7 protein-coding genes are annotated in these 14,999 nt (G+C 70.3%); 5 read left to right on the forward strand and 2 right to left on the reverse strand.

Annotated features, from left to right (window positions below; all coding sequences use genetic code 11):
* Positions 1–53: 53 nt before the first annotated feature.
* The 4 genes from ABZ565_RS02525 (at position 54) to ABZ565_RS02540 (ending at position 12,550) form a co-directional block, all read left to right on the forward strand.
* Positions 54–2,684 (forward strand): DUF262 domain-containing protein, encoded by a 2,631-nt coding sequence (locus tag ABZ565_RS02525; RefSeq protein WP_361019573.1) that lies wholly within the window; start codon positions 54–56, stop codon positions 2,682–2,684.
* Between the two features lie 75 nt (positions 2,685–2,759).
* Positions 2,760–3,926, forward strand: coding sequence for a serine/threonine-protein kinase (locus tag ABZ565_RS02530; RefSeq protein WP_361019576.1), 1,167 nt, complete (start codon positions 2,760–2,762; stop codon positions 3,924–3,926).
* A gap of 103 nt (positions 3,927–4,029) precedes the next feature.
* Positions 4,030–7,005, forward strand: a complete 2,976-nt coding sequence (locus ABZ565_RS02535; RefSeq protein WP_361019578.1) for an SNF2-related protein — start codon at positions 4,030–4,032, stop codon at positions 7,003–7,005.
* A gap of 1 nt (position 7,006) precedes the next feature.
* Positions 7,007–12,550, forward strand: a complete 5,544-nt coding sequence (locus tag ABZ565_RS02540) for a hypothetical protein (protein ID WP_361019581.1) — start codon at positions 7,007–7,009, stop codon at positions 12,548–12,550.
* A gap of 51 nt (positions 12,551–12,601) precedes the next feature.
* On the opposite strand, the gene ABZ565_RS02545 is transcribed toward ABZ565_RS02540, so the two are convergent.
* Positions 12,602–12,847 carry a DUF397 domain-containing protein gene (locus tag ABZ565_RS02545; RefSeq protein WP_361019584.1) on the reverse strand — a complete coding sequence of 82 codons (246 nt, stop codon included), beginning with the start codon at positions 12,845–12,847 and terminating at the stop codon, positions 12,602–12,604.
* On the reverse strand, positions 12,844–13,707 hold the full coding sequence (locus ABZ565_RS02550; protein ID WP_361020023.1) for a helix-turn-helix transcriptional regulator: 864 nt from the start codon (positions 13,705–13,707) through the stop codon (positions 12,844–12,846). Before ABZ565_RS02550 ends, ABZ565_RS02545 begins: the two co-directional genes overlap by 4 nt.
* 197 nt (positions 13,708–13,904) lie before the next feature.
* Between ABZ565_RS02550 and ABZ565_RS02555 the strand changes: the two genes are divergently transcribed.
* Entirely contained in the window at positions 13,905–14,771 is an 867-nt protein-coding gene (locus tag ABZ565_RS02555) for a hypothetical protein (RefSeq protein ID WP_361019586.1), read from the forward strand.
* Positions 14,772–14,999 lie beyond the last annotated feature (228 nt).

Below are 14,999 nucleotides of genomic sequence, written 5' to 3' on the forward strand. Positions count from 1 at the left end.
GCCGCGGGCCCGGTTGCGGCAGAATGGCTGCCGGGTGCAGCAAACGAGGGGGTATGCGCGTGCACGCGCAGGAGACGACGTTCAGCAAGCTGGTCCACGGCGAGACGCAGTTCCAGGTCCCGCTCTACCAGCGCACCTACACCTGGCAGAGTGACGAGCTTCGCCGGCTGTGGGAAGACATGCTGGAAGTCGTCGAGGACATACTGGCGGGCACGGAACCGGCGGCACACTTCCTCGGGTCGGTGGTGCTCGCGCCCGGGCGCCTGGCAGCCGGCGGGATGCAGCGCTGGCTTGTCGTGGACGGCCAGCAGCGGCTCACGACGCTGATGCTCGCCTTCACCGCGCTGCGGGACCGGCACCGCGCCCGCGGGCGGGAGAAGAAGGCCGCCCGCATTCACGACCTGATCCTGGTCAACGGATACCAGGAGGGGAACGACCGCTACCGGCTGCTGCCGACGCAGGCCGACCGTGAGGCTTTCGTCGCCTGTGTGGAATCGCTGCCCACAGCCGGCGGCTCGGGCAACATCGGTGGCGCTTACCGGTTCTTCCTGGCGGCTCTCACCGAAGGTGAGGAGGCGGAGGGCGCCGGCGAAGCGTGGGTCGACGCCGTCGAGTCCGCGCTGCGTGACTTCCTCGCGATCGTGTCGATCACGGCCTCCGAGGGTGACAACGTCTACCGGATCTTCGAATCCATCAACAACACGGGCGTCGGCCTCAGCCAGAGCGACCTGCTGCGCAACTACCTCTTCATGTGTCTTCCCAGGCGTGGCGAGGCCGTCTACCGCAACCTGTGGCTGCCTATGCAGGAATTGCTCGGTCCGGCCAGGCTGGAGCTCCTGGTCTGGCTCGACCTGGTCGTCGGCGGTGACAGCCGTGCCAAGCAGAGCGAGATCTACCGGGACCAGAAGAAGCGCATGGAACCCCTCAGCTCGGACGAGGCCGCCCTGGAGGCCGAGATCCTCCGGCTGCGTGTACGGGCCGACCGGCTCATGCGGATCGTTGAGCCGGTGCGTGAGGGCGATCCGGGCCTGAGCGAAGCGCTGCAACGTCTGGCCCGCTGGGGCGGCCAGACCCACTATCCGCTGGCCCTGCTCCTGCTCGACAGGCTGGACGCGGGCGAATGCACCCCCGAGGAGGTGGCCACGGCCCTCTCCTATGCAGAGAGCTACCTGGTTCGGCGCCTCTTCGCGGGCAACTCCACCACGGGTAACAACCGCACCTTCATGGAGCTGCCCAAGGAGGTCGAGAAGGAACTCGACAACGGGCGGCCCCTTGCCGACGCCGTGCGCATGGCCCTCTGCACCAAGACGGGGACGCGCGTCTGGCCCTCCGACGCCGGCATGCGCGAGGCGATCCTCAACCGTCCGTTCTACAAGTCGGGCCGGTCGAACCAGCGCTTCGAGATCCTGCGCCGGTTCGAGGAGAGCTATGGGGCCCGCGAACCGGTCGACTACAGCAAGTCAACGCTCACCGTGGAGCATGTGCTGCCGCAGCAGCCCGCCCAGCAGTGGTTCGACCTGCTGGCCGAGGAAGCCGGTGAGGGGGAGAGCCCGGAGGAACTGCACGCGCAGTTGGTCCACACGATTGGCAACCTGACGCTCTCCGGGGACAACGCGAGGCTGTCCAACCACCCCTTTCGCCGAAAGCAGCAGATCCTGGATTCCAGTGCTCTGCGCATGAATCAGCGCATCGCGGCCCAGGAGCGCTGGGGGAAAGCCGAAATTCTCGCCCGCGCCGACGAACTCGCCGAGCGCGCTTCGACGTTGTGGCCCGGACCGCTGGACGGCGTTGTGCACGCCGAGGCCGAGTGGGTCGGCTGGGGCGAGCTCCGTCAAGCGCTCCTGACCATGCCGGCGGGCACTTGGACGACGTACGGCGACCTTGCCGCGCTCATCGGCACCCATGCCGTCACGATCGGAAACCACATCGCCGCCAGGCCCGCACTGCACGGTGCCTATCGAGTCCTGATGGCCGACGGCAAGATCTCACCGGGCTTCCGCTGGCCCGAGGGGTACGACGGCCCCCTCGATCCGCGTGAGGTGCTGGAGCGCGAAGGCGTGCCCTTCGACGGCTGGGGCCGCGCCCGCCGTTCGCATCGGCTTACGGTGTCGGACCTCGCGTCATTGGTCGGCAAGGACGACTCCGGCGACGAGGCGCCTGCTCCGGATGCCGGAGGAGCGGGAACCGGCGGTGAGTCCGCTGCCGCCCGCTTCGAGAAGCTGTTGCGCGAGAACCAGACACCCGAAACGGCTGCGGGCGTGCTGGCGGCCCTGCGGTCCTGGGTGGAGCTGGGCGGCACGCTGGAGTACGGAAGGAAGAGCGAGACGAGCTGCTTTCCCACGTTCTCCTCCGGAAGCTCTCGCACAGGGGCCCTGTGGCCCCTCGCCCTGTATCCGGTGTCGGGCACCGCCGAGGTGGTCTTCCAGCACCTCAAGCGCCGCCCGCCCTTCGACGACGAGGTGCCTCGGCGTGAGCTGATGGCCCGCTTGAACGGCGTGAGGGGCATCGACCTCGCGGAGGCGAAGCTGGACCTGCGCCCGTCCTTCCCGCTGGACGTGTTCGCGGACCGGGGCGAGGAGCTCCGGGGCGTCCTGCGGTGGTTCGCGCACACCGCCGAGCTCGCCCAAGCCGGTGGGCTTCGCGACGGGCAGAAGCCGGTACAGGGCGACGTGGGTCCTGCATAGACTGCGGGCTGGTCCGGGTGGGACTGCCCCGCGGAACCGCGGGGAGGACGGGCCGCGAAGGGGGAGCGTGGCGCCGTGGAACCGCTGACCGACGACGACCCGAGGGAGATCGGGGGCTTCACGCTCGTGTGCCGGATCGGCTCCGGCGGCATGGGACAGGTGTATCTGGGAGAGTCCGCCGCGGGTCACCAGGCCGCCGTGAAGGTCATCAAGCCCTCGGTGCTCGACGAGGACACCCGGGCACGCTTCATGTCCGAGGTGGAGAGCCTGCGCACGGTCTACGGCCCCTTCGTCGCCGCCTTCGTCGGTGCGGACGCGGCGGCCGAGCGGCCGTGGCTCGCGGTGGAGTACGTCCCGGGGCCCGATCTGCGGACTCTCGTCGCCGCGCAGGGGCCGCTTCCCCTCACCGAGGCGGCCAGCCTCGGCGCACTGCTCGCCGAGGGGCTCGGCACGGTCCACGACGCGGGGTTGCTCCACCGCGATCTCAAGCCGCAGAACATCCTGCTTTCGCGCTACGGCCCCAAGGTGATCGACTTCGGTCTGGCTGTGCTGGCCGAGCGCCGCACCACCCTGACGGCCACCGGCTTCGTCGTCGGCAGCGTGCTCTGCATGCCCCCTGAGCAGGCCCGGGGCGAGCAGCGGCTGGACCGGTCCGCCGACGTGTACGCACTCGGCGCCGTGCTGCTCTTCGCCGCGACAGGCCACTATCCGTACGACGGGCCGACCTGGCAGGCCGTCGCGCTGATGATCGAGGATCCGGCGTGTCATCCCGATCTGACGGGCGCCCCGCCCGAACTCGTACCGCTCATCACGGACATGCTGGCGCCGGATCCAGCCTCCCGGCCCGCTCTGTCGGAGGTGACCGAGCGGCTGGTGGGTGTCATCCGGGGGCAGGGCCTCACCGCGCTCCAGGCCAAGCGGCGCCTCACCGACCTGACGCCCGAGATCAGCGTGCCCCAGCTGCCGGCCCCCGCGCCCGGGACGGGCCGGCCCGCCTACACACCCGCCGTGATCGACCAGGCGGCGGTCGAGGACGACGAGCATCCCGGTCTTCCGGCGGACCCCGGTACCGCAGACCTCGCCACCGACGAGGCCACTGAGGAGGACGTGGTCGCCGATGAGCCCTCCGCTCCGGACGAGCGCCCCCGCCGCCCGGGACGGGTGGCCGCGGTCCGCCCCGCCGCGCCCCTGCGGATCGCCGAACGCATGCGCGCCGCCTACGCCCGGGAGGCCCGCTTCTGAGCAGGACCGGGGGTCCCGGCCGCACTCCGTACGGCCCCTCGCCTCCCCGTGACAGACTTGCCGTGGCGAAAAGCACGGCGTACGGGAAGCGAAGGGGTCGCGGGTGACCGACCAGGGGGCGACGCAGGAGGGCACCCGGTTTCCGCCGGGGGCGCAGATTCTCGTACGGGACGAGGAGTGGCTGGTCCGCAACACCACCACGACCGAATACGACGGGGAGAGGATCGAGGCGGTCGGCGTCTCCGAGTTCGTCCGGGACGAGGAGGCCGTCTTCTTCAGCGGCATCGACCGGGTGGAGCTCCTGGATCCGGAGAAGACCGTCCTCGTGCCCGACACCTCGTCGTACTTCCGGCGCAGCCGCCTGTTCCTGGAAGCCGCCCTGCGCAAGACCCCGCTGCCCCAGTCGGAGCGGGGCCTCGCCCTCGCCGACCGCTTCCTTCTGGACCCGCTCGTCTACCAGCAGCGTCCTGCCGAGCTCGCGCTGTCCATGCGCAACCTCCGGCCCCGGGTCCTCATCGCGGACGTCGTCGGTCTCGGCAAGACCCTGGAGATCGGGCTGACCCTGGCCGAGCTGATTCGCCGGGGCCGGGGCGAGCGCATTCTCGTCGTGACTCCGCAGAGCATTCTGGAGCAGTTCCAGCACGAGCTGTGGACGCGTTTCTCCATCCCGCTCGTACGGCTCGACTCGCTCGGCATCCAGCGCGTGCAACGCGAACTGCCGGCGGGGCGGAACCCGTTCACGCACTACAAGCGCGTGATCATCTCCGTGGACACCCTCAAGAACATCGGCCAGTACCGGCACCATCTGGAGCGCATCCGCTGGGACGCCGTCGTCATCGACGAGTCGCACAACCTGATCAACCCGGGCAGCCAGCGCCGCGCCCTCGCCGAGACCCTGGCGCCGCGCACGGACGCGCTGCTGCTGGCCAGCGCCACCCCGCACAACGGGGACAAGCGGTCCTTCGCCGACCTGATCTCCCTGCTGGACCCGGCGGCCATCGCGGACCGGGACCACTACGACCCGGTGGAGGACCTGGGACACCTCTTCATCCGGCGGACCAAGATCAGCCCCGAGGTCCGCGACGAGATGGGCACCGAGTGGCCGGACCGGGGACCGACCGACTCCCTTCACTGCGCGGCCACCGAGGCGGAGGAGCGCGTCTTCGCCGAGCTGGCCGAGCACTGGATCCCCGCCCCGCCGGCGAGCACGGAGTTCGGGACCGCCGACGGCGACGCCGTATCGGTCGCCGTGGAACCGGTCTTCGCCTACAACCTGCTCAAGACCTTCCTGTCCTCGCACGTCGCCCTGGGCGAGACGGTCGCCAACCGGATCACCTCCCTGACGGACCGGGCCAGGAGGGCCGAGGAGAAGGGGCTGACGCCCGACCCGGCCCTCGCCCGCGAGCAGTCCGCCCTCGCCCGGCTCCGGGACATCGTCTCCGGCATGGGCGACGGCTCCGCGCCCGGCGACTCCGCCAAGCTGGACGCCCTCGTAGCCCAGCTCAAGGAGATCGGCGTCGGCCCCCGGTCCACCACCCGGGCCGTGGTCTTCTCCGAGCGGGTCCGCACGCTGACCTGGCTCTCCGAGGTCGTTCCCGCCCGCCTCGGCTTCCCGGCAGGCCCCGACGGCACGTCGAAGGCCGTGGCCGTGATGCACGGCGGCCTGAGCGACGAGGAACAGGGCAAGGTTCTGGAGGCGTTCGGTCTCGCCGACACCCCCGTTCGGCTGCTGTTCACCGGCGACGTCGCATCCGAAGGCGTCAACCTGCACCGCCAGTGCCACCACCTCGTGCACTACGACATCCCGTGGTCCCTGATCCGCATCGAGCAGCGCAACGGTCGTATCGACCGGTACGGGCAGAAGCACGAGCCCCGGTTCCACGCCCTCATCCTCACCTCCGCCGTCCCCGGCGCCAAGGACGACCGCACGGTCGCCGAGAAGCTGCTCCGGCGCGAGGAGGAGGCCCACAAGCTGGACGGCACGGCCGAAGCCGTCTCCGGTCTCTACCGGGCGGAGGAGGAGGAGCGCCGGCTCATCAAGGAGCTGGTCAGGGGCGGCTCGGTCGAGGACTTCCTGGAACAGGACCCCACCCAGGACACCGGGCTCGCCGACCTCTTCGGCCAGGTGGACGCGATCACCGAACAGGAGCTGCCCGCCCGCGCGGAGCTGATCTCGCTGTTCGACGGGGACACGGCCGACTTCGTCGCCACCGCCTTCGACGAGGTCTACCAGGACCGTGCCGAGGAGCTGATCGGGCTGGCGTCGGGCACCGACGCCCAGGGCGGCGCCTGGTTCTCCCTCTCACCCGCCCTGGCCCCGGACCTCCTGCACCGGCTCAAGGCCCTCCCCCCCTCCTACCTCAAGGAGCAGCGTGTCGCCGAACGGATGCTGGTCACCTTCGACCGGGCCCTCGCGCAGCGCAAGCTCACCGAGGCCAGGGACAGCAGTAGCACCCTGTGGCCGGAGGTCTCCTTCCTCACCGACATCCACCCGGTGGTGGAGTGGCTGACGGACAAGGTCCTGGTGGAGTTCGGCCGGCAGGAGGCCCCGGTCATCACCACGCCGCACGTCGACGGCCCGGTCTTCCTCGTCCAGGGCATCCACTCCAACGCCCTCGGCCGCCCGACCGTGGTCCGCTGGATGGCCGTCACCGGCATCCGGCCCGACGGCACCGGGACCCCCGAGGTGCGCCCCATGGCCGACGCGCTCCGCGACGCGAAGGTCGGCCCGAGGCTCGCCCGCACCGGGGACCCGGATGACCTCGCCCGGCTCCAGACCCTCGTCCCCGCCGCCGTCGCCGCCGCCCGGAGCCACTTGGACGCGGGCCGGGACCAGTGGGAGGAGCGGATCAGCGGACCGCTCGCCGCCTACCGCGAACACGTGGCCCGGTGGCGCGCCGACTCCCTGCTGCCCGGTGTCACCGGACGCCGCGAGCGCGTTGTCGAGGAGACCGCCGACGAACTGGCCCGTCTCCTGGACCAGCTGCGGACCACCGGCCGGCCGCTGCTCCGGGTCCTCGCCGTCCTGGACCGCCCCGGCGGCCCGGCTCCCTCTACCGACGCCCAGGCGGAGAACTGACGTGACGTACGACTCGCTGGTCAACCACGGCGACTACCTCTCGCCCCACTACCTCGCCGAGGTCTTCCCCAAGGACCTCAAGGCCAAGGACGGACTCCTCACCCGCTGGGCCGCCTTCGAGGAGGCCGAGCGCCGCCGCCACGCGGACGCCGTCGCCGACGCTGCCCGCCAGGGCCTCGGGCCCGACGCCGTCCCGCCGCGCGTCCGCACCCCCCGCGAGGGCCTGCGCGCCCTGCACGGCCCTTACTTCGCGGGCCGTGCCGCGCTCGCCCAGGACGCCGCCGCGCTCGCCGAGCCGGACGCCCCGCTGCCCGAGGGGTGGCGCAAGAGGTGCACCGAGAGCCACCTCGACACCCTGCACGCCCTCGGCTACACGGACGCCCACGAGCAGACCGTGACGGTTCACCGTGCCGACCGCGCGTACGCCGTCCAGGTCCTCCACGCCGAACCGGGTGTCTACGCGGTCGGCTGCGGCTGGACCACCGAGCCCGACGCCGCCCTCGACCCGGACGGCGCGGGCCGGCTGCTCCATTCCGTCGAGACGGAGACGTCCGCGCCCGACCTGCTCGACGCCAAGGCCCTCACCGACTTCTTCTTCAGCTGCGACGTGCCCCCGCGCCACGTCCTCCTGCTCGTCGGCGGCGTCGTCGTCCTCGCCGACCGTCTCACCTGGCCCGAGGGCCGCTATCTGGCGGCCGACCTGGACGCGGCCCTGCACCGCCGCGACGACCGCCACGGCGGCGAACTCGACACGCTGGCGGCGCTGTTCGGCGCGGACGCGTTGCGGGTCCCCGCCGAGGGCGGCACGGCACCCCTCGCCGCCTGCCTCGACCGCTCCGGAAAGCACGCGGTGGGCGTCTCCACGGAACTGCGCGAGGGACTGCGCCTCAGCGTCGAGTGGATCGCCAACGAGGTCCTGGACCGCCTGCGGGAGCCGGGGAACGGCGTCCGCCCGGCCGAGCTCGACGACCCGGCCCTCCTCGCCAAGGAGCTGAGCCGCGAGTCCCTGCGCTACCTGTACCGCATCCTGTTCCTGCTGTACGCGGAGGCCAGCCCCACCCTCGGCATCCTTCCCTCCGACTACCCCGAGTACGAGCTGGGCTACGGCCTCCAGCGCCTCGGCGACCTCGTCCTGCGCGACCTCGTCGGCGAGCGCTCCCGGCGCGGCTTCCACCTCTACGAGTCGCTGGACCTGCTCTTCGAGAAGGTGGAGAAGGGCCACCGCCGTTACGGCACCGAGCCCGAGGACCTCGTCGCGGAGGCGGCGGCCCGCGAGGCGGCGGAGGCGGAGAGCCGGGCGTCGGAGCTGCTGGCCGCCGGCACGATCACCCGGGACGAGTACACCGAACGCGTCCGCGAGGCCGACCGCGCCCGCCGTGCCGCGGCCCGCTCCACGAGCGCGGGCCTGCGCTTCGAGGCGCTGCGCTCCGAGCTCTTCACCAAGGACGCCGTCCGCCTCATCTCCGACGACCGGGTCGAGAACCCGGCGTACCGGGGCGGCGACGGCGAGAAGCGCCGCCCCTTCCTGGACACCCGGCTGCGCAACGAGACCCTGCACAAGGTGCTGCGCCGCCTGATGCTCACCCGGGGCAAGGGCCGGGAGCGCGGCGGCTTCATCTCGTACGCCCAGCTCGGCATCAATCAGCTCGGCGCGGTGTACGAGGGCCTGATGTCGTACACCGGCTTCATCGCCCAGGAGGAGCTGTACGAGGTCGCCAAGGGCGGCGACCCCTCCGGCGGCAGCTGGATGGTGCCCGCGTCCCGGGCCCAGGACTACGAGGACGCCGTCTTCGTCAAGCGGACCAACGAGGAGACGGGCCGCCAGGAGCGCGTCGTCCACCCCGAGGGCTCCTTCGTCTACCGACTGGCCGGCCGCGACCGCCAGACCTCCGCCTCCTACTACACCCCGAAGTCCCTCACCGAGGTCACCGTCGAGCTGGCTCTCAAGCACCGCCTCGACCAGGACGGCTCCACGACGGCGGCCAAGGAGCTGCTGGAGTGGAAGATCTGCGAACCGGCTCTGGGCTCCGGCGCGTTCCTCAACGAGGCCATCGACCAGGTGGCCGCCGAATACCTGCGGCGCCGTGAGCGCGAGCTGGGCCGCCGGGTGGACCCCGAGCTGAGGCAGATCGAGCTCCAGAAGGCCAAGGCGTACATCGCCCTGCACAACGCCTACGGCGTGGACCTGAACGCCACGGCGGTCGAGCTGGCCGAGGTCTCCCTCTGGCTCAACTCCATGCACCCCGGCATGCGGGCCCCCTGGTTCGGTTTCCACCTGCGGCGCGGCAACTCCCTCATCGGCGCGGGCCGCAAGGTCTACGAGGCGGGCGTGCTCCCGGACGGCCAGTGGCTCGCCAAGAAGGGCACCCTGCCCCCGAAGGACCTCCCGTTCCGGGACGGCCCGCTGCCCGAAGGCGCGGTGCACCAGTTCCTGCTGCCCGCGATCGGCTGGGGCGCGGTGGCCGGCGAGTCGGAGGCGAAGAAGCTCGCCCCCGACGAGGCGACGGCACTCGCCAAGTGGCGCAGGGGCGTCCAGAAGGCCCCGAAGGGCGTCAAGCCGTTCCAGGAGCGCGGCGACGAGCCGGCCGACGCCCGGCAGAAGCGGTACGAGCGGTGGCGCAAGTCCGCCGACAAGACCGAGCTGGGCCGCCTCCAGGGCGTGGCCCGGCGCGCCGAGTTCCTGTGGTCGCTCGTCGCGACCCGTCTCGAACTCTCCGAACGCGCCGTCTCCCGCCGCATCGACGTCTGGGGCGCGGACTGGCTCGGGCAGTCGGAGGAGGCCGAGGACAAGCAGAAGGTCCTGGGCGACCTGACTCGCGAGGGCACGCCGTACTGGCGGCTGAAGAAGGTCATGGACGCCTGGTGCGCGCTGTGGTTCTGGCCGCTGGACAGGGTGGGCGAGCTGGACGGTACGGACGCGGTGTACGCCCAGGGCGGCGCGCTGCTGGACGAGGCGTCGGTATGGGGGCGGCTGGGCGGTACGCCGGAACCGGCGGCGCCCGTGGAGCCGGTCGCGTCCTCGTCCCCGGCACCCGGGGACCAGTTGTGGCGGACGGCCGGCCTCTTCGACGACCCGAATGGGGAGCAGGGGGAGCTGGGCGAGGACTCGTCCGTCGAGAAGCCGAAGAAGGTGGCGAGCAAGCCGGCCGGCCGGAAGCCGGAGCGGACGACCGTCCCGTTGCAGAACCTCGGTGACTGGCTGGACTTCCTGGAAGCGCTGCTCGGCACGTCCGACATGCCGGAGGAGTCGCTGCTCTCGGGCATCGACAAGCTGGCCCCGGACGAGGCGCTGGGCGTGCTGGCCGATGTGGAGGACCGCCTGGAGGGCTTCCTGGGCATGCGATCGGCGGCGCTGCTGCCGTTCCGCTACCCGTGGCTCAACACGGTCGAGGACATCGCGGGCACCACGGAGAAGGACATAAAGGCGGAGGACGGCCACGGCTTCTTCCACTGGGAACTGCACTTCGCGCATGTGTTCCGGGGGCCCGGGGGTGGGTTCGACCTTCAGGTGGGGAACCCGCCTTGGGTGCGGCCGAGGTGGGAGGAGAACCCGGTCCTGGCCGAGCACGAACCGTGGTTCATGCTCACCGAGAAGCCGGCCAAGGCGGAGCGCACCCGGCGCCGCGACGCCCTCCTGGAGTCGCCGCGTGCCCGCACCTACCTCCTGGCCGAGCTGTCGTCGACGAGCGGTACGAGCGAGATCCTGGGCTCCGGGGCGGTGTACCCGTTGCTCACGGGCACCCAGCCGGACCTGTACCGGGCGTTCATGTGCCAGACCTGGCGGCACACCGCCCGGCACGGCTTCGTGGGGCTCGTTCACCCGGACTCGCACTTCAGCGGGGACAAGGAGGGGCGTCTGCGCGAGGCGGCGTACACGCGGCTGCGGGTGCATGGGGACTTCGTGAACCAGGGCAATCGCTTCTTCCCGCCCCCTGTGGGGCATGCCAGTCACTTCGGCGTGCACATCTACGGGCAGAAGGGGGAGATCGGCTTCGACCATCTGTCCTGGCTCGTTTCCGTGGACGCCTTGCGGTTGTCGGCCGAGGATGACGGCACGGCCCCTGACCCTGGCATCAAGTTCGGCGCGAGCTGGGACGAGCGCCCGCACCTCAAGCGGATCGTACGGGTGGACGAGGACGTGCTCGGACAGTGGCAGAAGCTGACGGGCGACGACGCACAGCCAGTGCGGCAGGCCCGGCTGCTGTCGCCGGTGAGCACGGCGGAGGCACAGGCGATCGATGCGCTGGCGGACTATTCGCTGCGCCTGGCGGAGTACGAGCCGCAGATTGCTCGTGGTTACGACGAGAGCGGGGCCAAGGCGGCGGACCTCATCGACTACAACAAGCCGGACGCGGCGGGCGTGGTCAAGCGGCCGGCCGACTGGTCGGAGGTGATCCTCAAGGGCCCGCAGATCGGCTTGGCCAACCCCATGTTCAAGCAGCCGAGTCAGGGCGCCGGTGAGCTTCTGGGTCTGAACCCACAGACCATCGCGGACGACGCCGTTCCGGAGTCGGAGTACGTGTACGTCGCGAAGCCGGACGTGTACCGGGCCGCGCAGGACCTGTGGAGCGACGGTAGGACGCTGGGGGAGCTGAAGGAGTCCGAGCGCGAGATGACGCGGGCGCGCGATCTGGCTTCGCGGCGCTTCGGCGTTGAGGCGTCGCAAGCCACCGACGAGCAATTGGAGGCGGAGCTGCTACGGCGGCTGCGGCGGCCGTACACGGAGTTCTATCGGGTGGCATGGCGGCAGATGATCGCTCCTGACACAGAGCGGGCTCTTTTTACGGCATTGGTGCCTCCTGGGGCTGCACACGTTCATGCGCTGCGCAGCGGGGTGCTGCCAGACACGCGTAGCACCGCGATGCTCGCTGGCTTCTGGACGTCGCTCCCCGTTGACTACCTGCTGCGTACCGTCCGCGTCAGAAACCTTGACGTGGCGTCAGCCAAGCGGCTGCCTGCGCCTGGGCCCGGCCACCCTCTTGCCTCGGCGCTTTTGCTCCGCACATTGCGTCTGAACTGCCTCACCAATGCCTACGCGGACCTCTGGGGGGAGCTGTACGAGCCCACCTGGCCTGGATACGAGCCCTGGGCAGTGAACTGGAAGGACATGCAACCCCTCCACGAGGTCAGCCCCGCGTGGCAGCGTTCAACTCCGCTACGAACCGAACGAGCCCGCCGAGCCGCGCTGGTCGAGATCGACGCGCTGGTGGCTGTCTGGCTCGGAGTGAGTGCCGACGCCCTCGCAGCCATGTACAAGGCCCGCTTCCCGATCATGCAGGAGTTCGACGCCGCGACGTGGTTTGACGCCAACGAGCGCAAGCTGGCCGGGGTCAGGCACGCGTACGGGTTCGGCCAGACCAAGGAGCACTACGAGCACTTCCTCGCCTACCGGAAGAAGGAGCGTCCCGAGCCTCCAGAGGGCTACACCGCCCCCTTCTACAAGGCGAACCGCGAAGAGGAGATGCGCGAGGCGCACGCGTACTTCTCCGCGCGCCTCCAGGACGCCATCGACAAGGGCAAGTGGACGCCTCCGACCGCCGGATGACCGACAGTGCCCCGCACCGGACTCGACCGGTGCGGGGCACTGCGCAGACCGTCAGCCTTGGGCCGCGTACGCGATGAACTCGTTCCACGTCGTGGGGGAGAGGGCGAGTTCGGGGCTGTGCTGGTCCTTGGAGTCGCGGACGTGGACGGCGGTGGGGCAGGCGGCGACCTCGACGCAATTGTCCCCGTCCGAGCCGCTGTAGCTGGACTTGCGCCAGTCCATGGCCACCTCGACGCAGCTGTCTCCCTCGGAGCCGCTGTAACTGCTCTTGAACCAGGTCAGGCCGGACGTGCTCATAGCGCTCCTCGCATTCGCTTCAGCAGGCTCAGCGAGTCCTCGGGCGTCAGAGCCTGCGAGCGCAGTTTCGCATACCGCTGTTGGAGCACGCTGATCTCTTTGGCGTCGGAGATCAGGCGTCCGTTCTTCTGGCCTTCCGAGTAGGCGAACCAGCGGTGCTCGGGCGTTTCGGCCAACTGAAGAGGGCCGTCGAGCCCGGCATGCGATACCCGCCGCGTAGGCATGATCTGAAACTCCACATTCCAGTTCCCCTCGATCAACTCGATCAAGTGGTCCAAGAGTTCGCGCGTCACCACCTCCCCGCCCGTGTGCCGCTCCAACACCGCCTGCTCCACGATGAAGCTGAACGCCGTCGGCGGCTTCCTGCTGACGGAAAGCAGCTCCTGGCGGGCCATCCGCGCCGCGATCCGCTGTTCCAGCTCCTCCGGGTCCGGCAGCGGCGGCACGTCGAGCGAGACGGCCCGTGCGTACGCCTCGGTCTGCAACAGACCGGGGACCACCCGGCACTCGTACGTGTACAGGCTGATCGCCGTCGCCTCCAGGCGCGCCCACTGCACGAACCAGCTCGCCAACCCGGCCTGCCGGGACAGGTAGGGCGCGGCCTTCCGCAGGGCGCCCGTGTTGCCGAGGACAGGTTCCGCGCTCTGCACGAAGTCACGATCCGGCATCCGGCGGCCCTGCTCGATGGAGGCGATCGTGTGCTTCGAGTAGCCGACCAGGGAACCGAACTCCTCGCGGCTCAGGCCGGCGTGTTCGCGTAGGGCATGGACGACCGCGCCGAAGGTGCGCAGACTGTCCGAAGCCTCCGGCTCCGCGCCGCCCGCCGATCCCGTACCGCCGTCCGTGTTCCCGTAGGCCATCGTGGCCACCCTTCGCGCCGCACCCCGCTGTACCGCTTCTGACTCGGGGTCATCGTCGGGGCGGGGGCTACGTACTGTCCACCAGACGTGTGCGTACGCTGACGCAGCGTACGCACTGTGGGCTTGGTGCGAGCGGGGATGTCGGCGTTGCGTGCGAAGGGCCACGCCGAGGCATCGATCGCATGTACGTTCCCGCCATGGACATGGACAAATCGAGCGAGAACGCGGAGTCGCGGTTCTCCGCGCTTCTGGCCGGCGCGGCGCGGCTTCCGGGTGTGCGGATCGACCGGGACGCGTACCTCCGGACGGCGCTGCGCCGCCACTGCTCGGAGGAGGACATACGAAGGGCGACGGAGGAGACCCCGGCGGCGGCGGGCATACCTCTCGACGTCCTGGAGCGGGTGGCGAACGAGTCCATCCGCTACGAGACCGCCAAGGTGAGCGCGATATCCGCAGCCACCGGGCTTCCCGGCCTCCTCGCCATGCCCGCCACCGTGCCGGCGGACCTCGCCCAGTACGTCGGCCACATGCTGCGCATCGCGCAGAAGCTCGCCTACCTCTACAGCTGGCCCGACCTTTTCTCCGGCGAGGACGATCTCGACGACGCGACCAGGGGCGTACTCACGCTCTTCTTCGGGGTGATGTTCGGAACCCAGTCCGCCAACGCCGCTGTCGGGAAGGTGGCGGCGTCCATGGCCGAGCAGGTTGCCAAGAAGCTGCCGCAGAAGGCGCTGACGCAGGGGGTCGTCTATCCGGTCGTGAAGAGGGTCGCGGGATACCTCGGCGTCGAGATGACGAAGCAGACGTTCGCCAAGTCGGCATCGAAGGCCATCCCCGTCGTCGGGGCCGCAGTGTCGGGTGGGCTCACCTTCGCCACCTTCCTCCCCATGGCGAAGCGGCTCAAGAAACATCTCTCCGGCCTGGAGATCGCGGAGCCGACCGGGCAGGTCATCGTGGGTGAGGTCGTGCGGGACGAGGAGCCCCAGGCCGCCGACGAGACGAAGATTCCGAAGCAAGGCCGCGACTGGCGGATCGGGCGGCGCCGGAAAGAGATCGAGCGGTGACCGGCGCTCGGATCGCGAATCCCGAAGCTTGGGTTCCGAGCGCCGTGGGGGAGTATCCGTCGGTGCCCGGGCAGAGCTTGAGATCCGAGCTCCGAGATCCGAGCCGTGTTCTTCACTCGCCGGTCAGGTAGGGAAGAAGGAAATCCCCACCCACCCGTCCCCACCCCGTCACGGCCAGCAAGTATGACTAATAGTGAGCGAGTTGCAGCGCAGCGTCGCGGCTGCCTA

The organism is Streptomyces sp. NPDC016469 (assembly GCF_040632905.1).
Taxonomy (GTDB): domain Bacteria; phylum Actinomycetota; class Actinomycetes; order Streptomycetales; family Streptomycetaceae; genus Streptomyces.